The sequence below is a fragment of the Streptomyces cinnamoneus genome, from assembly GCF_014650495.1.
GTDB classification, from domain to species: Bacteria; Actinomycetota; Actinomycetes; order Streptomycetales; family Streptomycetaceae; genus Streptomyces; species Streptomyces cinnamoneus.
The window spans coordinates 241,838-263,071 of the sequence record NZ_BMVB01000009.1; the positions used below are offsets into that span (position 1 = coordinate 241,838).

16 protein-coding genes are annotated in these 21,234 nt (G+C 73.5%); 5 read left to right on the forward strand and 11 right to left on the reverse strand.

The genetic code is table 11. From position 1 onward, the window contains the following. Nucleotides 1-17: 17 nt before the first annotated feature. From IE182_RS16335 to IE182_RS16345, 3 genes are read right to left on the reverse strand one after another with little or no spacing between them, the layout of a single operon-like run. A complete protein-coding gene (locus IE182_RS16335; protein WP_190061494.1) occupies nucleotides 18-500 on the reverse strand; it encodes a poly-gamma-glutamate biosynthesis protein PgsC/CapC in 483 nt (160 codons plus the stop codon). Beyond that, the gene (gene pgsB, locus IE182_RS16340) at nucleotides 497-1,765 is read right to left on the reverse strand and encodes a poly-gamma-glutamate synthase PgsB (RefSeq protein ID WP_190110541.1); all 1,269 of its coding nucleotides are present in this window, start codon (nucleotides 1,763-1,765) and stop codon (nucleotides 497-499) included. The genes IE182_RS16335 and pgsB overlap by 4 nt, the downstream gene beginning before the upstream one ends. 4 nt (nucleotides 1,766-1,769) lie before the next feature. Beyond that, complete coding sequence (locus tag IE182_RS16345) at nucleotides 1,770-4,025, reverse strand: cache domain-containing protein (RefSeq protein ID WP_229844859.1); 2,256 nt, start codon at nucleotides 4,023-4,025, stop codon at nucleotides 1,770-1,772. Between the two features lie 295 nt (nucleotides 4,026-4,320). Between IE182_RS16345 and IE182_RS16350 the strand changes: the two genes are divergently transcribed. Beyond that, on the forward strand, nucleotides 4,321-5,343 hold the full coding sequence (locus IE182_RS16350; protein ID WP_190110542.1) for a hypothetical protein: 1,023 nt from the start codon (nucleotides 4,321-4,323) through the stop codon (nucleotides 5,341-5,343). Nucleotides 5,344-5,475: 132 nt separating this feature from the next. Here the strand turns inward: IE182_RS16350 and IE182_RS16355 are convergent, their stop codons facing one another. The 5 genes from IE182_RS16355 to IE182_RS16375 all read right to left on the reverse strand — a co-directional run bounded on the left by IE182_RS16355 (nucleotide 5,476) and on the right by IE182_RS16375 (nucleotide 12,073). Next, nucleotides 5,476-7,602, reverse strand: a complete 2,127-nt coding sequence (locus IE182_RS16355; RefSeq protein WP_190110543.1) for a 3-hydroxyacyl-CoA dehydrogenase NAD-binding domain-containing protein — start codon at nucleotides 7,600-7,602, stop codon at nucleotides 5,476-5,478. Then, nucleotides 7,599-8,819 carry a thiolase family protein gene (locus IE182_RS16360; protein ID WP_190110544.1) on the reverse strand — a complete coding sequence of 407 codons (1,221 nt, stop codon included), beginning with the start codon at nucleotides 8,817-8,819 and terminating at the stop codon, nucleotides 7,599-7,601. The genes IE182_RS16355 and IE182_RS16360 overlap by 4 nt, the downstream gene beginning before the upstream one ends. A gap of 267 nt (nucleotides 8,820-9,086) precedes the next feature. Next, a complete protein-coding gene (locus IE182_RS16365) occupies nucleotides 9,087-10,364 on the reverse strand; it encodes an HRDC domain-containing protein (protein ID WP_190110545.1) in 1,278 nt (425 codons plus the stop codon). A gap of 103 nt (nucleotides 10,365-10,467) precedes the next feature. After that, nucleotides 10,468-11,127 carry a response regulator transcription factor gene (locus IE182_RS16370; protein WP_071963467.1) on the reverse strand — a complete coding sequence of 220 codons (660 nt, stop codon included), beginning with the start codon at nucleotides 11,125-11,127 and terminating at the stop codon, nucleotides 10,468-10,470. A 265-nt stretch (nucleotides 11,128-11,392) separates the two neighbouring features. Further along, on the reverse strand, nucleotides 11,393-12,073 hold the full coding sequence (locus tag IE182_RS16375; protein WP_190110546.1) for a DUF3000 domain-containing protein: 681 nt from the start codon (nucleotides 12,071-12,073) through the stop codon (nucleotides 11,393-11,395). Between the two features lie 91 nt (nucleotides 12,074-12,164). On the opposite strand from IE182_RS16375, the gene hemE reads away from it, so the two are divergent. Then, entirely contained in the window at nucleotides 12,165-13,241 is a 1,077-nt protein-coding gene (gene hemE, locus IE182_RS16380; RefSeq protein ID WP_190110547.1) for a uroporphyrinogen decarboxylase, read from the forward strand. A gap of 216 nt (nucleotides 13,242-13,457) precedes the next feature. Here hemE and IE182_RS16385 read toward each other — a convergent pair whose 3' ends face one another. After that, nucleotides 13,458-14,831, reverse strand: coding sequence for an FAD-dependent oxidoreductase (locus IE182_RS16385; protein ID WP_190110548.1), 1,374 nt, complete (start codon nucleotides 14,829-14,831; stop codon nucleotides 13,458-13,460). Between the two features lie 104 nt (nucleotides 14,832-14,935). Continuing rightward, on the reverse strand, nucleotides 14,936-16,129 hold the full coding sequence (locus IE182_RS16390) for a thiolase family protein (RefSeq protein WP_190110549.1): 1,194 nt from the start codon (nucleotides 16,127-16,129) through the stop codon (nucleotides 14,936-14,938). 141 nt (nucleotides 16,130-16,270) lie between these two features. On the opposite strand from IE182_RS16390, the gene hemG reads away from it, so the two are divergent. Together hemG and hemQ are read left to right on the forward strand one after the other, a co-directional pair. Further along, on the forward strand, nucleotides 16,271-17,704 hold the full coding sequence (gene hemG / locus IE182_RS16395; RefSeq protein ID WP_190110550.1) for a protoporphyrinogen oxidase: 1,434 nt from the start codon (nucleotides 16,271-16,273) through the stop codon (nucleotides 17,702-17,704). Nucleotides 17,705-17,708: 4 nt separating this feature from the next. After that, nucleotides 17,709-18,425, forward strand: a complete 717-nt coding sequence (hemQ, locus tag IE182_RS16400) for a hydrogen peroxide-dependent heme synthase (RefSeq protein ID WP_190110551.1) — start codon at nucleotides 17,709-17,711, stop codon at nucleotides 18,423-18,425. Between the two features lie 196 nt (nucleotides 18,426-18,621). Here hemQ and IE182_RS16405 read toward each other — a convergent pair whose 3' ends face one another. Continuing rightward, nucleotides 18,622-20,184 (reverse strand): alpha/beta hydrolase, encoded by a 1,563-nt coding sequence (locus IE182_RS16405; RefSeq protein WP_190110552.1) that lies wholly within the window; start codon nucleotides 20,182-20,184, stop codon nucleotides 18,622-18,624. Nucleotides 20,185-20,579: 395 nt separating this feature from the next. On the opposite strand from IE182_RS16405, the gene IE182_RS16410 reads away from it, so the two are divergent. Then, the gene (locus IE182_RS16410; RefSeq protein WP_190110553.1) at nucleotides 20,580-21,161 is read left to right on the forward strand and encodes a nuclease-related domain-containing protein; all 582 of its coding nucleotides are present in this window, start codon (nucleotides 20,580-20,582) and stop codon (nucleotides 21,159-21,161) included. The last annotated feature ends 73 nt before the right edge of the window (nucleotides 21,162-21,234 follow it).

Here is a 21,234-nt window from a genome sequence, read left to right on the forward strand (position 1 = left end):
GCTCCGTGGTGGCGGGGTCAGGCGGTGGGCATGAAGCCGAGCAGGATGCCGGCGGTCAGGACGACGTAGTTGGCGAGCGACACCGTGCCGGTGGCCAGCAGGGTGGCGCCCCGCGGCTGGCGGACCAGCTGATAGGCGATCAGACCGGGGACGATGAAGCCGAGGGTCTGGTTGGCGTACATCAGCGGGAACTGCTGCTGGAGGATGACGTAGAGCGTCGCCTGCAGCACCACGCCGGTCAGCACGACGGCCGCGAACAGGCGCTTGCCGTACAGGATGACGTAGCGCTGCAGCAGCAGCGTCCCCAGGTACGTCAGCACGGTGATGCCGACGACCATCGCCGCCCGCTGCAGGTCCTCGACGAGGGTGAGGGCCAGCCAGCCCGGCGTGATCATGCCGCCGGGGGAGAGGTTGGTCGTCAGGTAGCAGACCAGGGAGAACAGCAGGCCCAGGGCGATCCCGATGGCGGCGATCTCCGGAGTGAGGACGGCGGGGATCAACGGAAGTCTCCTGTGGTCTCTATGTACGTCGGGACGTACACCGGGGGCTCCTCCGGCTGCTTTGACTGCTGTGTCTGTGGCGTCTCGTCCGCGGGCAGCTCGGCCAGCCGCTCCAGCAGCAGCTCGCCCTGGCCGTGGATGTTGCCGATGGCGATCAGCGAGGCGCCGGGGCCCAGCCGGTCCAGGATCTCCCGCTCCAGCTCGGCGGCGTCGCGACGGTCGCCGCCGAGGTCGACGATGCGGTCGCGCCACTCGGCGGGGATCGCATCGGCGGCGCTCTTCGTCGGGTGGCCGATCAGGAAGACCGATTCCGGGGCGAGCCGGGGGATCAGCTCGCCCATCTGGCCGTTGCGCTCGACCCGGTCGGGGCGGCAGTTGATCAGGACGTGCAGCGGTCGCTCGATCGCGCCGAGGCTCAGCAGCTGCTCGACGTTCATCAGCGTCGACTCGGGGTCGTTGGCCGCGAAGATGTTGGCGAAGCGGAACGGCATGCCCTCGGGGGTGAGGTAGCGCTCCACGGACAGCACGCCGGGGTCCGGCGGCGCGTCGTACATCCCCTGCAGGGCGGTCGCCCGGTCGACGCCCAGCAGCTCGGCGACGGCGAGCGCGATGGCGACGTTCTCCTTGAAGGTGAACCAGCTGAAGCCGCGCAGCTCCGCGTCGCTGACCGTCTCCGGGTCGACGGCGATCAGCCGGCAGTCGCGCTTGGCGGCCTCCTCGCGCAGGATGTGCAGCCGGTCGCGCTCGGCGGTGACGCAGATGCCGCCCACCGGCATGGACCGGCTCAGGGAACGGGCCACGTCGTCGAGCGTCGGGCCCATCTCGGCGAGGTGGTCCTCGCGGACGTTGCACAGCACGCCGATGGTGGAGCGGATCAGCTTGGTCTGGTTGACCTCCTGCAGCGCCGGCATGACGGCCATGCACTCGATCACCAGGGCGTGCGGGCGGTAGGCGGCGGCGCGCCGCACGATGCCGATCTGCTCGACGACGTTGGCGATGCCGAACTTGCGGTAGACGGGCTCCTCGGTGGCGTCCGGGTGGATGAAGCGGGCCGCGGTGCCGGTGGTCTTGGCGACCGTGACCAGCCCGCCGCCGCGCAGCGCGCCCGCGCACAGCCGGGTGATGGAGCTCTTGCCGCGGATGCCGTTGACGAGCACCCGGGTGGGGATGAGGTCCAGGTTGGTGAAGTGGCGGCGCTGTTCGACGATCCCGGCGACCAGCACGACGGCGCAGCAGATCACGAGGACCGTGTAGAGGAAGAGCACGTGGTCAGTTCCTTCCGGAGGGTCGCGCCAGGCGCTGCCGGATCAGCTCCAGGTTCCGTACGACGGCGCCGACCTCGTCGTGGTGCTGGGGGAAGAGCACGGTCCTCCGGTCGCCGCCGGCCAGCGCCTCGGCCCGGTCGGCGAGGGCGCGCAGCGGGCGGACGACGACGATGTGCAGCCAGCCCAGGCAGGCCACGGCGGCGCTCACGCCGAGCAGCCCGGCGAGCATGGTGCGCCGCTGCGCGGTGTACTCGGGCAGCTCCAGCCACGAGGTCGGCTGGGAGCTGACGACCTGCCAGTCCAGGTCGCGGACCGCTCCGCCGCCGGTGAAGGGCGCGGCGGCCGCGATGTCGGAGGAGCCGCCCGCGCGGTGCAGGGTGGCGGTGCCGGTGGTCCTCCCGTCGTGCTTGCGGGCGGTGTCCGCGAGGGCGTCGAGGTGGCCGGAGGGCAGGGCGGAGAAGGCCCGGAAGCCGTGGTTGCGGTCGGCCGCGAGGATGCGGTTCTCCTTGTCGACGAGCCAGACCTGGCCGAGGCCGGGCCGGGTGACCATCGAGATCAGGAACTGCGTGTCGTACTCGCCGACCACGGCCCGGCCCCCGGCCCCGGGCACGGCCGCGTAGGCGGCGACCGCGGGTTCCTTGCCGGAGGTGGTGAGCTGGGCGACGCCGTCCGCGCGGGGCGGCTTGCCGGCCGGGTGGCGGGGGGAGTCACCGGCGCGGGAGAGGACCTCCCCCTTGCCGTCGATCACATAGACCGAGCGGTAGCGGCCGTGCTCGCGCAGCGTCCTCTCCAGGACGGCCCGGTCGGCGGCCGCCCGGTCCTTGCCGTCCGCGGGGGCCGCATCGCCCGTGCGGGCGCCCGCGGCGAAGGTCTGCGCGACCGAGGCCACGTCCGCCCAGCCCTCGTTGAGCGCCTTGCGCACCCGGTCGGAGGCGGTGTCGGTACGGCGGCGCTGGTCGTCGACGAGCTGCCGGGGCACGGAGACGCTGCCCCCGGGCCGGTTGAGGAAGAGCAGCAGCGGCGCCGCCCAGGCGAGCAGGACCAGGGCGCACACCACGACCGTGGAGCGCGTGCCGAAGCCGCCGCGCGCCCGCCCGGCGCGGGTGGGGCGGCCGCCGAGCAGCTGGCCGCGCAGGCTCTCCAGGGCGGCACCGGTCCGGGCGGCCTCCCTGCCCTTGAAGCGGCGCACCGGCCGGTCCAGATCCCCGCGCGCGAGCCTGCGGCTCTCCAGGTACAGCCGCAGCAGCGGCTGCTGGATCGTGCGCAGCAGCACCCACACCACCAGCACGGCCAGGACGAGCAGGATGCCCGCGGCGGCCAGGCCGAACGTCTGGGTGCGCACCGCCGTGGGGTCGCCGGTGACCTTGACCGAGGTGATCACCGAGAGGCCGAGGGCGCCGGCCGCACTGCTCTCGCCGGGGGCCCGGCCGGCGGCGGCGTAGCCCACGACAGTCCGCGCGTCGCCGCGGCGCTCGCCCATGAGGTGGCCGCTGGCGCCGGGGTGACCGCCGGCGGCCTCGGGCGTCTTCGCGGACTCCGCGGCGGCGGTCCTGCGGGCCTCGCGGGCCCAGGACTTACGGGCCACGGAGGGGCCGTCGCTGGCCAGGACGGTGCCGGCGGAGTCGACGACCAGCAGGGAGCGGTCCTCGTCGGCCGAGATGCCCGGAACGTTCAGGGTGCCGGAGGCGACGAGCAGCCGGGTGCCCTCGCCGCCGCGCAGCGCGGTGACGACGAGCATCCGGGTCTCGCCGGACGGCAGCTTCACCAGGCGCGGCCCGAGGATGCCGTCCTTGTCGTCCTTGGCGCCGCCGCTGTCGCCGGTCTTTGCGGCAGGGCCCTTGAGGACGGTGGCGAGGGGGATGTTCTCGCCGCGCGCGGCGAGCAGGGTGCCCCCCGCGGGGTCGACGACGGCGGTGCCGCGCCACTTGTTGTAGACCTTGCCGAGGCTGTCCAGAACGGTGTCGGGCGCGGCGGACCCGGTGCCGCTGAACTGGGCGGCGGCGCGTTCGAGGTCGGTGATGCTCTCGTCGAGGGACGCCCGCAGGGACAGGGCGCCGTCCTCCGCGACGTGCTGCTGCGAGGTGAGGACGGCCGTGTCGGCGGCCGTGTCGCCGCGGTCGCCGAGCAGCAGCGCCGTCGTGCCCGCCACCGCCAGCAGCAGCGCGAGCAGGGCCGCTATCGGGGGCCGCGCGCCGCCCAGCAGGGGCATGTCGGCGCGGCGGCGGGCCTTGCGTCGGCGCGGGCCGCGCGGAGCGGGCAACGGTCTTCCTCTCGGTGGCGGCGCTGGGCATGCCGGGACACCGGGGACCTGAACTGTCTGCCGCACTGCGCATGCGTAAAACGTGGGAAGTCTAGGGAAAATCGAAAGAATTACCAAAAGAGGCCGAGCGGTCTTGATCGCAATTCCCCTGCTTTACCGAATCAATTCCAAGATCGATTGGCGCCGCAATCCGCCCATTTCCCGCCCTCAATTGCGTGCGATCTCTGCGCGCGGGAGCGTAGACGGACGATTCGGGCGTGCCGGCGAGGGGGATTCGCCGGGTATTTTTGCCGGCATGAAGCTCATGCCCGCCCTTGCCGCTCCCCTGAGGCCCGTGCTGGTCGGCGCGGTGGCACTGGCGCTGGTCGGCGGGGCCGTCGCCTGCGCCCGGCCGGGCGTACAGGGCACCGCGGGCAGCCGGCCCCTCGACCGCGGCGCGGGCGGCGACCGCGGCACGCCGCCGGTCCCCGGCACGTCCGTCGACCTCGCCCGGCGGATCACGAGCTTCACCGATCGCATCAATCAGGACGGTCGGTACCGGATTCCCGCCGCGCACGACCGGCGGGCCGTCGCCGACGGCGTGCGCCTGTTCCTGGACGGCGACCGGGCCGGCGCCGAGCAGACGCTGGCCACCGCGGGCTACACCGTGCGGACCCTGGTCGACCAGCCCGGCGGAGGGCAGTACGCCGAGATCGCCGACGCCACCGTCGACGGCGAGACCGCCCGGGGCTGGGGCCGCGTCTACATCGACCTGCGCGGCCCCGCACGGTGGTCGGTACAGGTGCCGCACCCCACCGCCGACCAGCGCACCGAGCAGCTCGGCATCGGGCTGCTGCGCGACGTCCGCGGCGGCGTGCTGATCCTGGCGGGCGCCTACCGCACGGTGGGCGACGGCGAGAGCGGCGAGACGGACGCCGCGGACGTCGCCCACCGCTCCGACTCGGTCTTCGCCGCCGTCGCCGACGCCCTCGCCGACCGCCGGATGCCCGCCGTCCAGGTGCACGGCTTCGCCGACAGCAGCCTGCCCGACCACGACGTGGTCGTCTCCCCCGGCAAGGGGAACGCGGGTCTGCCCTCCGCACGGCGGCTCGCCGCCGGCCTGCGGCAGGAGGGATTGCGGGTGTGCGAGGTGTGGCAGCGGGAGTGCGGCCGGCTGGAGGGCCGCACGAACGTCCAGGGCGACCACGCGGACGCGGTCGGGGTGCCCTTCCTGCACGTGGAGCACAGCCGGCGGGTGCGGTTCGACGACGGGCTCGTCGCGAAGGCGGTGCGGGCGTTGACTGAGGTCGTCAGCCGGTGGAGCGCAGGGCGCGCGTAGGGGTGAGTTCTCCCCGACCCCGCCCTTTCACCGTTTCTTGTCCTCAAACGCCGGACGGGCTGACAAAGTCAGCCCGTCCGGCGTTTGAGGACCGGGGTCCGGGGCGGAGCCCCGGACCCCTCGCGGCATCCGCTACGCGGGAACGCTCGCCACGCCCTCGGCGAGGAAGCGGCGGCCGAGAACGCGCTCGGAGACGCCCTCACGGTCCAGGTACGGCGTGACGCCACCCAGGTGGAAGGGCCAGCCGGCGCCCGTGATCAGGCACAGGTCGATGTCCTGCGCCTCGGCGACGACGCCCTCGTCCAGCATCAGGCCGATCTCCTGCGCGACCGCGTCCAGGACGCGGGCGCGGACCTGCTCCTCCGTCAGGACGGTGTCGCCCTGGACGAGGAGCGCGGCGACCTCGGGGTCCAGCTCCGGCTTGCCGGAGTCGTAGACGTAGAAGCCGCGCTTGCCGGCCTTGACCACGGCGGCCAGGTTCGGCGAGACCTTGAAGCGGTCGGGGAACGCGCCGGCGAGGGTCTCGGAGACGTGCAGGCCGATGGCCGGGCCGACCAGCTCCAGCAGGACCAGCGGCGACATCGGCAGGCCGAGCGGCTCGACGGCCTTCTCGGCGGTGGCCACCGGGGTGCCCTCGTCGATGACGTTCTGGATCTCGCCCATGAAGCGGACCAGGATGCGGTTGACGACGAACGCCGGGGCGTCCTTCACCAGCACCGCGGTCTTCTTCAGCTTCTTGGCGACGCCGAAGGCCGTGGCCAGCGCGGCGTCGTCGGTCTGCTCGCCGCGCACGATCTCCAGCAGCGGCAGGATCGCGACCGGGTTGAAGAAGTGGAAGCCCACGACCCGCTCGGGGTGCTTGAGCTTCGAGGCCATCTCGGTGACCGACAGCGAGGAGGTGTTGGTGGCGAGGATGGCGTGCTCGGGCACGACCGCCTCGACCTCGGCGAACACCTGCTGCTTGACGCCCATCTCCTCGAAGACGGCCTCGATGACGAAGTCCGCGTCGCCGAAGGCGGCGGCCTTGTCCAGCGAGCCGGTCACCGCGGCCTTGAGGCGGTTGGCCTTGTCCTGGTTGATGCGGCCCTTGAGCAGCAGCTTGTCGATCTCGCCGTGGACGTAGCCCACGCCCTTGTCGACGCGCTCCTGGTCGATGTCGGTCAGCACGACCGGCACCTCAAGGCGGCGGGCGAACAGCAGCGCCAGCTGGGAGGCCATCAGACCGGCGCCGACGACGCCGACCTTGTTGACCGGGCGCGCGAGGGACTTGTCCGGGGCGCCGGCGGGGCGCTTGCCGCGCTTCTGCACCAGGTTGAAGGCGTAGATGCCGCTGCGCAGCTCGCCGCCCATGATCAGGTCCGCGAGGGCCTGGTCCTCGGCGTCGAAGCCCTGGCGCAGGTCGCCGTTCTTGGCGGCGGCGATGATGTCCAGCGCGCGGTAGGCGGCCGGGGCCGCACCGTGCACCTTGGAGTCGGCGATGAAGCGGCCGCGCTCGACGGCCTGGTCCCATGCCTCGCCGCGGTCGATCTCGGTCCGGACGACCTCGGTCTCGCCCTTGAGGACGGAGGCCGTCCACAGCAGCGACTGCTCCAGGAAGTCCGCGCCCTCGAAGAGGGCGTCGGCGATGCCGAGCTCGAAGACCTGCTTGCCCTTGAGCTGACGGTTCTGGTTGAGCGAGTTCTCGATGATGACCGAGACCGCGCGGTCCGCGCCGATGAGGTTCGGCAGCAGGGCGCAGCCGCCCCAGCCGGGCACCAGGCCGAGGAAGACCTCGGGCAGGGAGAAGGCGGGGATCGCCTTCGAGACCGTGCGGTAGGTGCAGTGCAGACCGACCTCGACGCCGCCGCCCATCGCGGCACCGTTGTAGTACGCGAAGGTCGGCACGCCCAGCGACGACAGGCGCTTGAAGACGTCGTGGCCGCCCTTGCCGATGGCCAGCGCGTCCTCGTGGCGCTTCAGCAGCTCGACGCCCTTGAGGTCGGCGCCGACGGCGAAGATGAACGGCTTGCCGGTGATGCCGGCGCCCACGATGTCGCCGGCCTTCGCCTCGGCCTCGACCTGGTCGATCGCGGTGTTCAGGTTCGCGAGGGACTTCGGGCCGAAGGTGGTCGGCTTGGTGTGGTCGAAGCCGTTGTCCAGCGTGATGAGCGCGAAGCGCCCGGCGCCGGGGAGGTCGAGGTGGCGCACGTGCGCCTGGGTGACGACCTCGTCGGGGAACAGCTCGGCCGCGCCCTTCAGGAGCTCAGCGGTGGTGCTCACTTGTTGCCTCCGTCGAAGTGCGGGTTCTCCCAGATGACCGTGCCGCCCATGCCGAAGCCGACGCACATCGAGGTGATGCCGTAGCGGACGTGCGGCTGCTCCTCGAACTGGCGGGCCAGCTGCGTCATCAGACGCACGCCGGAGGAGGCCAGCGGGTGGCCGAAGGCGATGGCGCCGCCGTACTGGTTGACGCGCGGGTCGTCGTCGGCGATGCCGTAGTGGTCCAGCAGCGAGAGCACCTGGACGGCGAACGCCTCGTTGATCTCGAACAGGCCGATGTCGTCGATCGACAGGCCGGCCTTGGCGAGCGCCTTCTCGGTGGCCGGGACCGGGCCGATGCCCATGACCTCGGGCTCCACGCCGGCGAAGGCGTAGGAGACCAGGCGCATCTTGACCGGCAGACCCAGCTCGCGGGCCACGTCCTCGGCCGCGATCAGGGAGGCGGTGGCACCGTCGTTGAGACCGGCGGCGTTGCCCGCGGTGACCCGGCCGTGCGGACGGAACGGGGTCTTCAGGCCGGCCAGGTTGGCCAGCGTGGTGCCCGGGCGCATCGGCTCGTCGGCGGTGGCCAGGCCCCAGCCCGTCTCGCCGCCCTCGGGGGACGTGCGGCGGATGGAGATCGGCACCAGGTCGGCCTGGATCTTGCCGTCGGCGTACGCCTTGGCGGCCTTCTCCTGGCTGCGCACCGCGTACTCGTCGGCGCGCTGCTTGGTGATGTGCGGGAGGCGGTCGTGCAGGTTCTCCGCCGTCATGCCCATGAACAGGGCGGACTCGTCGACCAGCTTCTCCGAGACGAAGCGCGGGTTGGGGTCGACGCCCTCGCCCATGGGGTGGCGGCCCATGTGCTCGACGCCGCCGGCGAGGGCGATGTCGTACGCACCGAGGGCGACGCCGCCCGAGACGGACGTCACGGCGGTCATTGCACCGGCGCACATGCGGTCGATGGAGTAACCGGGCACGGACTGCGGGAGGCCCGCGAGGATGCCGGCGGTACGGCCCAGCGTCAGCCCCTGGTCGCCGATCTGCGTGGTCGCGGCGATGGCGACCTCGTCGATGCGGGCCGGGTCGAGGTCCGGGTTGCGGCGCAGCAGCTCCCGGATGCACTTGACGACCAGGTCGTCGGCGCGGGTCTCGTGGTAGATGCCCTTCGGGCCCGCCTTGCCGAACGGGGTGCGGACGCCGTCGACGAAAACGACGTCCCTAGCGGTACGAGGCACGTTGGCTCTCCTCCAGGTGCGGATCGCTGCGCGCGGGCATGCCGATACGGCTCCGCCGCGGTGCGGGCTGACACCGTCATGCTACTTGCGGGTAACCACGCTGCACAGACCCCTCGGCGGGAGCGGCGAAGGTCACATTCCGCAGTGCGGGCGCCGTTTCCCGGGGCTCCGCCCCGTACCCCCGGTCCTCGAACGCCGGACGGGCTGGAGAATCCAGCCCGTCCGGCGTTCGAGGACACCGCGCGGAGCGCGGTACAGGGGTAAGCGTCAGGCGGAGGCGTCCGTCAGGGCCTTCACGAGCACGGGGGTGACCTGCTCCACCTGCCACGCCCGCGCACCGTGCGCGGAGAGGACCTCCGCCACGGCCTCCGGCGTCGCCACCTTCGGCGGCTCCCAGCACAGCCTGCGCACCGTGTCCGGCGTGATCAGGTTCTCCTGCGGCATCGTGAGCCGCTCGGCCAGCTCCGAGACCGCGGTGCGGGCCGCCGACAGGCGGGCCGCCGCCACGGGGTCCTTGTCCGCCCAGGCGCGCGGCGGCGGCGGGCCGGTCAGCGGCTGGCCGGGCTGCGGCAGCTCCGCGTCCGGCAGCGCCTTGGCCCGGTCCACCGCGGCCATCCACTGCTCCAGCTGCTTGCGGCTCATGCGGTGCCCGAACCCGGGCAGTGCGGCGAGCGCGTGCGCGTTCGGCGGCAGGGCCAGCGCGGCCTCGACGATCGCGGCGTCACCGAGCACCTTGCCCGGCGAGACGTCACGGCGCTGCGCGATGTGGTCGCGCGCCGTCCACAGCTCGCGCACCACGGCCATCTGCCGGCGCCGGCGCACCTTGTGCATGCCGGAGGTGCGGCGCCAGGGGTCCTTGCGGGCCGGGGCGGGCGGCGCGGAGGCGATGGCGTCGAACTCCTGGCGGGCCCACTCCAGCTTGCCCTGCCGGTCCAGCTCCTCCTCCAGCGCGTCGCGCAGGTCGACGAGCAGCTCCACGTCCAGTGCGGCGTAGCGCAGCCAGGGCTCGGGCAGCGGGCGGGTGGACCAGTCGACGGCGGAGTGGCCCTTCTCCAGGGCATAGCCCAGGACGTTCTCGACCATGGCGCCGAGTCCGACGCGCGCGAAGCCCGCGAGCCGTCCCGCCAGCTCCGTGTCGAAGAGCCGGGCCGGGGTCATCCCTATCTCGCGCAGGCAGGGCAGGTCCTGGGTGGCGGCGTGCAGCACCCACTCGGCGTCGGCGACGGCCTCGCCGAGGGCGGACAGGTCGGGGCAGCCGACCGGGTCGATCAGCGCGGTCCCGGCGCCCTCGCGGCGCAGCTGGACGAGGTAGGCGCGCTGGCCGTAGCGGTAGCCGGAGGCGCGCTCGGCGTCGACGGCGACGGGGCCGGTGCCCGCGGCGAAGGCCGCGACGACACGGGCCAGGGCCTCGGCGTCGGCGACGACCGGGGGCATGCCCTCCCGTGGCTCCAGCAGGGGAATCGGCGCCGAATCGACGTCGTCCGGGGGGGCGCCCCCGGTGGTTCGCAGTGTCGTGTCTGCTGCGGTCTCTTGGGCGTCGGTCACTGGTCAAGGGTATCTGTGGATGGCAAGCGCCCGTCGCCGGAACGTTCCGGCGACGGGCGCGGCGCGGAATCCCGCGGTCGGTGGATGTGGTCGGTGGATGTCGTCAGTGGATGATGCCGGTGCGCAGTGCCACCGCCACCATCCCGGCCCGGTCCCCCGTGCCGAGCTTGCGGGCGATGCGGGCGAGGTGGCTCTTGACGGTGAGCGCCGAGAGTCCCATCGAGACGCCGATGGCCTTGTTGGACTGGCCCTCCGCCACCAGCCGCAACACCTCCACCTCGCGTCCGGACAGCTCGCGGTAGCCACCGGGGTGGCCGGGGGCGCCGGGCGGGCGCCGCTGCATGCGGGCGGCGGCCGAGCCGATGGGGGCGGCTCCGGGACGGCCGGGGACGCCGAGATTGGTACGGGTGCCGGTGACGACATAGCCCTTGACGCCGCCCGCCAGTGCGTTGCGCACGGCGCCGATGTCGTCGGCGGCGGAGAGGGCCAGCCCGTTGGGCCAGCCCGCGGCGCGGGTCTCGGAGAGCAGTGTCAGGCCGGAACCGTCGGGAAGGTGGACGTCGGCGACGCAGATGTCGCGCGGGCTGCCGATGCGCGGCCGGGCCTCCGCGATGGACGACGCCTCGATCACGTCGCGCACGCCCAGCGCCCACAGGTGGCGCGTGACGGTGGAGCGGACCCGGGGGTCCGCGACGACGACCATGGCGGTCGGTTTGTTCGGGCGGTAGGCGAGGCTAGCGGGTTGCTCAAGGAGAACGGACACCAGGCCTCCATGGGGGGAGTGGCGGGGACCGGTGCCGACTTGGGGATAAGCCGGGGCGATCCGTGTGGGAAGGGTCACAAGGTCCTTCGGCAATGAAACGTCCCGGCTTTAGGGAATGATCACGAATTGATGAGTAACAATTCGGGCAATTCAGACGATTGCCCGATCAACTTGTGCATCCCCGGGCACCCGGAACGGCCCCCGTACGCCACATCGCCGCAGGTCAGCCCCGTTCGCCCCGGTAGTGCCCCCGCTGCGCCCCCGCTCAGCGGCTGCTGTGCGGCCCCCGCCGCTGCGGCAGCGTCACGATGCCCGCCTCCGGTGCGCCGCCCGGCGGCAGCCCCGCGATCTGGCACAGCAGGTCGCACCACGCCGACAGGTGCGCCGCCGTGTCCGGCACCTGCGCGGCGGCGCCCGCGGCACCCGCGGCGGCCACCGGCCCCTTCGCCGGGGCCGGCGACCACGACGCCCGGATCTCGATCCGCGTCGACGGCTCCCGCTCCCGCAGCCCGCCGAAGTAGTGCGAGCTCGCGCGCGTCACCGTGCCGCTCGGCGCGGCGTATGGCACCCGGCGCGCCTCCAGCGCACCGGTCAGCCAGGACCAGCACACCTCCGGCAGCAGCGGGTCCGTCGCCATCTCCGGCTCCAGCTCCGCGTGCACCAGCGTCACCAGCCGGAACGTGCCGCCCCACGCCTCGTGCCCCGCCGGGTCGTGCAGCAGGATCAGCCGCCCGTCCGCCAGCTCCTCGTCGTCCACGACGACCGCCGCCTCCAGAGCGTAGGAGTACGGCGCGAGCCGCTGGGGCGGCGGAGTGGCGTCCAGCTCGATCTCTGGCCGCAGGCGAACCCCTTGCAGCCCCGCGACCGCCTGCCGGAAGACGGACGGGGTCTCCTCCCCATCCGCGTCGTCCGGACCGTCCGAGAGGTGTCCCTGCGCCGCAGCCATGCCCGGAAGACTAGGCGGAACAACCCGCGGTTCCGGGTAGGGACACCCACACGGGCGGGTCACTCGTTCGGCCCGTGCGAAGATTTGGGGCATGAGTGAGCGCAGCCAGCAGCAGACCGGCCGCACCGCGGCACAGGAAGCGGTACACGATTCGGCGTTCCTGCGGGCCTGCCGCCGCGAACCCGTCCCGCACACCCCCGTCTGGTTCATGCGCCAGGCAGGCCGCTCGCTCCCCGAGTACCGCAAGGTCCGCGAGGGCATCCCCATGCTGGAATCCTGCATGCGGCCCGAGCTCGTCACCGAGATCACCCTGCAGCCGGTGCGCCGTCACGGCGTCGACGCCGCCATCTTCTTCAGCGACATCGTGGTGCCGCTGAAGGCCATCGGCATCGACCTCGACATCAAGCCCGGCGTCGGCCCGGTCGTCGCCGACCCGGTCCGCACCCGCGCCGACCTGGAGCGGCTGCGCCCCCTCGACCCGTCCGACGTCCCCTACGTCACCGAGGCCGTCGGCATGCTCACCGCCGAGCTCGGCGCCACGCCGCTGATCGGCTTCGCCGGGGCCCCGTTCACGCTGGCCAGCTACCTCATCGAGGGCGGCCCGTCGCGCACGTACGAGAACACCAAGGCCATGATGTACGGCGCCCCGGAGCTGTGGGCCGAGCTGGTGGAGCGGCTGTCCGTCATCACCGCCGCCTTCCTGCGCGTCCAGATCGAGGCCGGGGCGTCCGCCGTCCAGCTCTTCGACTCCTGGGCGGGCGCGCTCGCCCCCGCCGAGTACCGGCGCTACGTGATGCCGGCCTCGGCCAAGGTCTTCGACGCCGTCGCGGAGTACGGCGTGCCGCGCATCCACTTCGGCGTGGGCACCGGCGAGCTCCTCGGCCTCATGGGCGAGGCCGGCGCGGACGTCGTGGGCGTCGACTGGCGGGTCCCGCTGGACGAGGCCGCCAAGCGGGTCGGCCCGGGCAAGGCACTGCAGGGGAACCTGGACCCGGCGGTGCTCTTCGCCCCGCGCGAGGCGGTCGAGGCGAAGACCGACGAGGTCCTGGCGGCGGCGGCCGGCCTGGAGGGCCACGTCTTCAACCTGGGGCACGGCGTGATGCCGGCCATGGACCCCGACGCGCTGACGCATCTGGTGCAGTACGTGCACGAGCGGACGGCGCGGTAGGGAGCCGCCTCCGGCGGTTCCTCCCCCACCCCGCCCCTTCCCGGAACCGGGGGCAAGCCCCCGGACCCCGGACCGCGCTTCGCGCGGTGTCCTCAATCGCCGGACGGGCTGATTTTCAGCCCGTCCGGGGGCACCTCCCAGCGGTAGCTGGGGGAGATTGAGGACCGGGGTCCGGGGCGGAGCCCCGGTTTCGGGAAGGGGCGGGGAGGGGAAAGGTCACCCCTCCGCCACCGCCGCGGCGGCCTTGCGGGCCGCGACCAGTACCGGGTCCCACACGGGAGAGAACGGCGGCGCGTAGCCCAGATCCAGCGCCGTCATCTGGTCCACCGTCATGCGCGCGGTCAGTGCCACCGCCGCCACGTCGACCCGCTTCGCCGCGCCCTCTCGGCCCACGATCTGCACGCCCAGCAGGCGTCCGGTGCGGCGTTCGGCCAGCATCTTGACCGTCATCGGGGCGGCGCCCGGGTAGTAGCCGGCGCGGCTGGTCGATTCGACGGTCACGGCGTGGAAGGCCAGGCCCACCGCCGTGGCCTGATCCTCCAGCAGGCCGGTGCGGGCGATCTCCAGGTCGCACACCTTGCTGACGGCCGTCCCCACCACCCCCGGGAACGTCGCGTAGCCCCCGCCCACGTTGGTGCCGATCACCTGGCCGTGCTTGTTGGCGTGCGTGCCCAGGGCGATGTGCCGGGTGCGGCCCGAGACGAGGTCGAGGACCTCGACGCAGTCGCCGCCCGCCCAGACGTCGCCGTGCCCGCGCACCCGCATCGCCAGGTCCGTCAGCAGCCCGCCCGACGTGCCGAGCGGCAGCCCGGCGGCCTCGGCCAGCGAGGTCTCCGGCCGGACGCCCAGGCCGAGGACGACCACGTCCGCCGGGTACTCCCGGTCCTTCGTGGCGACCGCGGCCACCCGCCCGTCCGGCCCGGTGACCACGCCGGTGACGGCGGCGTCCGTCACCACCTCGATGCCCATGCCGCACAGCGCCTCGCGGACCAGGGCGCCCATGTCCGGGTCGAGGGTGGACATCGGCTGCGCGGCCCGCTCGACGATCGTCACGGCGTAACCCCGCCGGGTGAGCGCCTCGGCCATCTCCACGCCGATGTAGCCGGCGCCGATGACGACGGCCCGGTGCCCCTCCGCGGCCCGGAGGCCGTCGAGGAGCGCCTGCCCGTCACCGAGGGTCTGCACGCCGTGCACGCCCGGGGCGTCGATGCCCTCCAGCGGCGGGCGCAGCGGCCGGGCGCCCGTCGCGACGACCAGGTCGTCGTAGCCGTGCCACCGCTCCCGGCCGGACTCCAGGTCCCGGGCCCGGACCCGCTGCCGGTCCGGGTCGATCTCGGTGACCTCGGTCCGCATCCGCAGGTCGATGCCGCGCTCGCGGTGCTCCGCCGGGGTGCGGGCGATCAGCGCGTGGGGGCCGTCGACCACCCCGCCGGCCCAGTACGGGATCCCGCACGCCGAGTACGAGGCGAAGCCGCCGCGCTCGAACGCCGTGATCGCCAGCTGCTCCGGGTCCTGCAGCCTGCGCGCCCGGGACGCCGCGGACATGCCCGCGGCGTCGCCCCCGATGACCACCAGTCGCCGTTGCGCCATCGCGTTGCCGTCCTCTCGCCGGTCGTGCCGATCACGTTACGTTCCGCGCCCCGCCCGGAGAAAGACCGTTCGCCCGCCGCCCGGCTGACGGGCCGTCACCGTGCTCAGCGCTCCAGGACCAGCGCCTGTCCCTGCCCCACGCCGATGCACAGCGCCGCCAGGCCCGTGCCGGAGCCCGCCGCGGCGAGCTGGTGGGCGAGCGAGCCCGTCAGGCGGGCGCCCGAGCAGCCCAGGGGGTGGCCGATGGCGAGGGCGCCGCCCCGCCGGTTGACGACGTCCGGGTCGAGGCCGGGCCACTCGGCGAAGCAGCCGAGCGCCTGGGCCGCGAACGCCTCGTTCAGCTCGAAGTGCGTCACGTCCGCGAAGGACCGGCCCGCCTTGGCCAGCGCCCGGCGCACCGCCTCGACGGGGCCCAGGCCGTAGAGGTCCGGCTCGATGCCGGTGACCGCCGTCGCCCGCACCCGGGCCAGCGGCTCGCACCCGGTGGCCCGCAGCCCTTCCTCGTCGCACAGGAGCAGCGCGGCGGCGCCGTCGTTGAGCGGCGAGGAGTTGCCCGCCGTGACCGTGCCGCCGGCCGTGCGGAAGGCGGGCTTCAGGGCGGCGAGCGCCTGTGGCGAGGTGGCGTCGCGGATGGACTCGTCCCGCGCGAGGTCCACCCCGGGCAGCGGTACGACCTCGGCCTCGTAGGCCCCGTCCTTCCAGGCCCGCGCGGCCTTCTCATGGCTTGCGAACGCGAACGCGTCCTGCTGTTCGCGGGTGATGCCGTGCTTGTCGGCGATCAGCTCGGCGCCCTCGCCGAGGGAGACCGTCCACTGCGGCGGCATGGCCGGGTTGGTCATGCGCCAGCCGAGCGTCGTCGAGTACAGCTCCTGATGGCCGGCGGGGAAGGCCCGCTCCGGCTTGGGCAGCACCCAGGGCGCCCTGCTCATCGACTCCACCCCGCCCGCGACCACCACGGACGCGTCGCCGAGCGCGACGGCCCGGTACGCCTGCACGACCGCCTCCATGCCGGAGGCGCACAGCCGGTTGACGGTGGCGCCGGGCACGGTGACGGGCAGGCCGGCGAGCAGCACGGCCATGCGGGCGACGTTGCGGTTCTCCTCGCCCGCGCCGTTGGCGTTGCCGAGGACGACGTCGTCGATGCGGGCCGGGTCCAGCCCGGGAGCCCGGCCCACCAGGGCGCGCACGACGTGCGCGGCGAGGTCGTCGGGGCGTACGGCGGCGAGGGCGCCGCCGTACTTGCCGACCGGGGTGCGCACGGCATCGACGATGTACACATCCCGGATGCGGTCGTTCATGGGGTCTCCGTAAACGTTCGTGACGGGTGGGACGGTGGGGCGGTCGTGAGACGGTCGTGTGCGCGCGAGTCTCGGCCGGGCACGGAGCGCTGTCAATGGGGTGCCGACGGGCGCCTCGTGGGGATTTGAGACAGTGGAGCCATGAGCCAAGCGCACCCCTCTTCGCGGCACGTGGTGGTCATCGGCGGCGGGATCTCCGGCCTGGCGGCCGCCCACCGGCTGCTGGAGGGCGGTGCGCGCGTGACCCTCCTGGAGGGCTCGGCCCGCCTCGGCGGCAAGCTGCACTCCGGCGAGATCGCGGGCGTGCCCGTCGACCTGGGGGCCGAGTCGATGCTCGCACGGCGGCCGGAGGCCGTCGAGCTGGCCCGCGCAGTCGGCCTCGGCGACCGGCTGCAGCCCCCGGCCACCGCCACGGCGAGGATCTGGTCGCGCGGCGGCCTGCGCCCGATGCCCACGGGACACATGATGGGCGTGCCCGGCGACCTCTCCCCCCTGGCCGCGTCCGGGGTGCTCTCCGAGGAGGGCGTCGCCCGCGTCGCCCGGGACGCCGAGCTGCCGCGCACCGAGGTCGGCGACGACGTCGCCATCGGCGAGTACGTGGCCGGGCGGATGGGCCGCGAGGTCGTCGACCGGCTGGTGGAGCCCCTGCTCGGCGGCGTGTACGCGGGCGACCCCTACCGGATCTCGATGCGGGCGGCGGTTCCGCAGCTCTTCGAGGCGGCGCGGACGCACGGCACGCTGACCGAGGCCGTACGGGCCCTCCAGGCGCGGGCGGCCGCCGCGCCGCAGCAGGCGGGTCCGGTCTTCATGGGCATCGAGGGCGGCATCGGAACACTGCCCGGGGCGGTCGCGGACGCGGTGCGGGCGAAGGGCGGCGAGATCTACCTCAACACCTACGTCCACGATCTGCGGTGGCTCGGTGACGAGTGGGAGATCCACGCCTTCGACTGGACGATGGAAGCCGACGCGGTCGTGCTGGCCGCGCCCGCGCCGGAGGCCGCGAGGCTCCTCCGCACGGCGGCGCCCGCCGCCGCGACGGGGCTCGCCGGCGTCGAGTACGCCTCCATGGCCCTGGTCACCATGGCCTTCCGCCGCTCCGACGTCGAGGGGCTGCTGCACGGCAGCGGCTTCCTCGTGCCGCCCGTCGACGGCCGGAAGATCAAGGCGTCCACCTTCTCCAGCAACAAGTGGGGCTGGAACGCCGAGGCCGACCCCGGCCTCTTCGTGCTGCGTACCTCGATCGGGCGGTTCGGCGACGAGGAGGACCTCGGACGCGAGGACGCCGAGCTGGTCGCGATGTCGCTCAAGGACCTCGGCGACGCGGTGGGGCTCGCGGCGGCGCCCGTCGAGAGCGTCGTCACCCGCTGGCACGGCGGCCTGCCGCAGTACCCGGTCGGCCACCTCTCCCGGGTCGCCGGCATCCGCGAGGACGTCGCCCGCCTGTCCGGCCTGCGGGTCTGCGGCGCGGCCTACGACGGCGTGGGCATCCCGGCCTGCATTTCCAGCGGCCGCCGGGCCGCCGACGAGCTACTGGCCACCCTGGCGCCGGGCGCCGAGGGGCAGGGGGGAGAATAGGGACATGACTGACGCCCCTGGGAAGACCCCGAACGCCGGCAAGAAGGCCAAGGACCTCAACGAGGTCATCCGCTACACCCTCTGGTCGGTGTTCAAGCTGCGTGACGTGCTGCCGCAGGACCGCGCCGGCTACGCCGACGAGGTCGAGGAGCTCTTCGCCGCGCTCGCCGAGAAGGACGTCACGGTGCGCGGCACGTACGACCTGTCGGGTCTGCGGGCCGACGCGGACGTGATGATCTGGTGGCACTCCGAGACCTCGGACGCCCTCCAGGAGGCGTACAACCTCTTCCGCCGCACCCGGCTCGGCCGTGCGCTGGAGCCGGTGTGGTCGAACATGGCGCTGCACCGCCCCGCCGAGTTCAACAAGTCGCACATCCCGGCGTTCCTCGCCGACGAGACGCCCCGCGACTACGTGAGCGTCTACCCCTTCGTGCGCTCCTACGACTGGTACCTGCTGCCCGACGAGGACCGCCGCCGGATGCTCGCGGACCACGGCAAGATGGCGCGCGGCTTCCCGGACGTGCGGGCCAACACGGTCGCCTCGTTCTCGCTGGGCGACTACGAGTGGATCCTGGCCTTCGAGGCCAACGATCTCTACCGCATCGTCGACCTCATGCGTCACCTGCGGGCCTCCGAGGCGCGGATGCACGTGCGCGAAGAGGTGCCGTTCTACACGGGTCGCCGTAAGGCTGTCGCGGATCTGGTGGCCGGGCTCGCCTGAGCCGACGGTACCCGGGCCCCGGCTGGGGGTCCGGGGGGTCATCCCCCGGGAGATGCAGTACGGGTCGCCGTAAGGCTGTGGCGGATCTGGTGGCCGGGCTCGCCTGAGCCCGGGGCTGCTGAAGTCGCGGAGATCGTGCGCCGGCCCCGCCCGTTCCGGGCGGGGCCGGCGCAGTGCTGTCCGGGGTCTGCCGGGTTCAGCCGATCGCGCGGGGCTCGGGGCGCGGGCCGCAGTAGGTGCGGCGTGCCGGGAGCCGGCCGTCGAGCAGGTAGTCGTCCAGGTAGCGGTTCACACACGCGTTGGGTCCGCCGCCGATGCCGTGCGTGCCCGCGCCGCGCTCGGTGACCAGCACCGAGCCCGCGATCCGGCGCTGGAGCTCCAGCGCGCCCTTGTACGGTGTGGCCGCATCCCGCTCGGCGGCCAGCAGCAGCGTCGGCGGCAGGCCCGAGCGGCGTCCGATGTGGACGTCGACCGGCCGCTGCCGGGGGCCCTTCCAATAGGCGCACGGCAGGTTCATGAAGGCGTTGCTCCACGTCTCGAACGGTGCCTTCTTGGCGAGCCGGGAGTTGTCGCGGTCCCATGTCTCCCAGGACCCGGGCCAGGACGCGTCGTTGCACTCGACGACGGTGTAGACGGCGTTCTCGTTCTCGGCGGCCCGGGCGGAGGCCGCGTCGGGCGCGGCGAGCGTGATCAGCGGCCCGTCCTCGCCGCGCAGATAGGCGGAGAGCGCCCGCGCGTCGCGCGCCCAGTGACTGTCGGTGTACCCGGACTTCAGGAAGGCGCTCTGCATCTGGGCGGGGCCGACGGTGCCGCCGGCGGGCCGCTTCTGCAGCTGCCGGCTCGCCTTCTCGTACGAGGCCAGCACCTCCTGGGGGGTGCGGCCCAGGTGGTAGACGGCGTGGTGGCGGGCCGCCCAGCGCCGCCAGTCGGCCCAGCGCCGCTCGAAGGCGGCCGACTGGTCGAGGTTGTTCCCGTACCAGATCTTGCGGGGGTCGGGGTTGACGATGCTGTCGAAGACCATGCGACGCACGTGCGTGGGGAAGAGGGAGGCGTACAGGGCGCCGAAGTAGGTGCCGTAGGACGCCCCCATGAAGGTCAGCTTCTTCTCGCCGAGCGCGGCCCGCAGGACGTCGAGGTCGCGGGCGTTGTTGAGGCTGGTGAAGTGCCGCAGTCCGGCACCGCCCCGGCGGGCGCAGCCCCGGGCGTAGGCGCGGGCCTTGGTGAGCTGCCGCTTCTTGTACGCGGCGGTGGGGTGCTCGGGGGCGTCGGTCGGGCCCTTCACGAAGCCGGCGGGGTTCACGCAGGACAGCGGTGCGGAGCGGCCGACGCCGCGCGGGGCGTAGCCGACGATGTCGTAGGCGTCGGCGATGTTGCGCCACTGGGGCAGGCCGGCGAGCAGGGGGTAGAACATGCCGTTGCCGCCCGGGCCGCCGGGGTTGAAGACGATCGCGCCCTGGCGCTCCGCGTCCCCGCCGCCGGCGCGGGACCGGCTGACCGTGAGGGAGATGTGCTTGCCGTGCGGGTGCGCGTAGTCCAGCGGTACCGACACGGTGCCGCACTCCACGGTGTCGTTCAGGCCCTCGACGGCGGGGCAGGTGTCGAAGTCGATGCCCTTGGCGGCGGCCTGCCGGGCGGCCAGGGCCACGCCGCGCGCTTCGGCGCGGCCGGGATCGAGGGCGTGGGCCGGGGTGGTGGGGAGGCCGGTGAGTCCGGTGAGGATCAGGGATCCGATGGTTCCGTACAGGGCAGCTGCTCTCACTGGGCCCTATCCCTTCAATATGCAATGCGGCAAAAGGGATAATTCGTTTGTCGGATCATGAAGTAAAGCACCGAGGGGAGATGTCGGGCCCGAAGCGCCCGAACGCGCCAGCCGGCGGCGGGTGCTCCGCCGGCGGGCGCTCCGGCGGCGGTGCCGGCCGGGCCCGGGCATGGGTGAGGCCCCGCGGACGGGGGGATGCCGCGGGGCCTCACCCGGTTCAACGGCCGGACGAATGGGTTGGTTCCCGCGCTTCTGCGGCAATATGGCGGTGGGGGGTGATGGGCGTGGGTGAGCGGCCACCATCGAAGAGGGGCGCGGGCGGAAGGTGCTACGACCCCGAGAGGCTCTTCCTGCCGCCTGACGACGACCTCGCGCCGAACCGGCCGGGGGAGACGTTGCGTGCACGACTCGACGCCTCGCGGACCGGCCGCTTCGGCCTGTTCCTGGCGCGGCTGCTCGGCCGGCGGCCGGTGGAGGACGACTGGCGCCGGGCGCTGGAGGCGCAGCAGTTCGTCGGGTCGGAGCTGGACGGGCTGGCGGCGGGCGGCTGGGAGGTGGTGCACTCCATCGTGCTGCCGGGGGAGGCGGTGATCCCGCACCTGCTGATCGGCCCCGGCGGCGTGTTCTGCGTCGAGGCGGAGCGGGCCCGCGGGGTGAAGGTCGCGGTCGGCGGCGACGTCCCGGCCGGCGCGGCGGGGGAGCGGCGGCCCTGCCCGTACGTGCGCCGGGCCCGGCGGGACGCGGCACGGTCCGCGCTGGTGCTCTCGCGCGGCTGCGGCTTCCTGGTGCGGGTGCATCCGGTGCTCGTGCTGGTCGGCGCCGCGGAGGTCGAGGTGGCGGCCCCGCTGGAGGACGTGCGGGTGCTGCGGGAGCGCGAGGTGGCGGCCCTCGGCATGCTGGGCGGGGTGCTCCACCCGGAACGGGTGGACCGCATCCACACCGTGGCCCGCGACCGCCGCGTCTGGCTCCACGCCTAGGCAGTGTCTGATGGCTCTTGCCCGTGTGGTGGATCAGCCGTTCTCCCGGGCAGGAGTCCGTCATGGTGCGTCG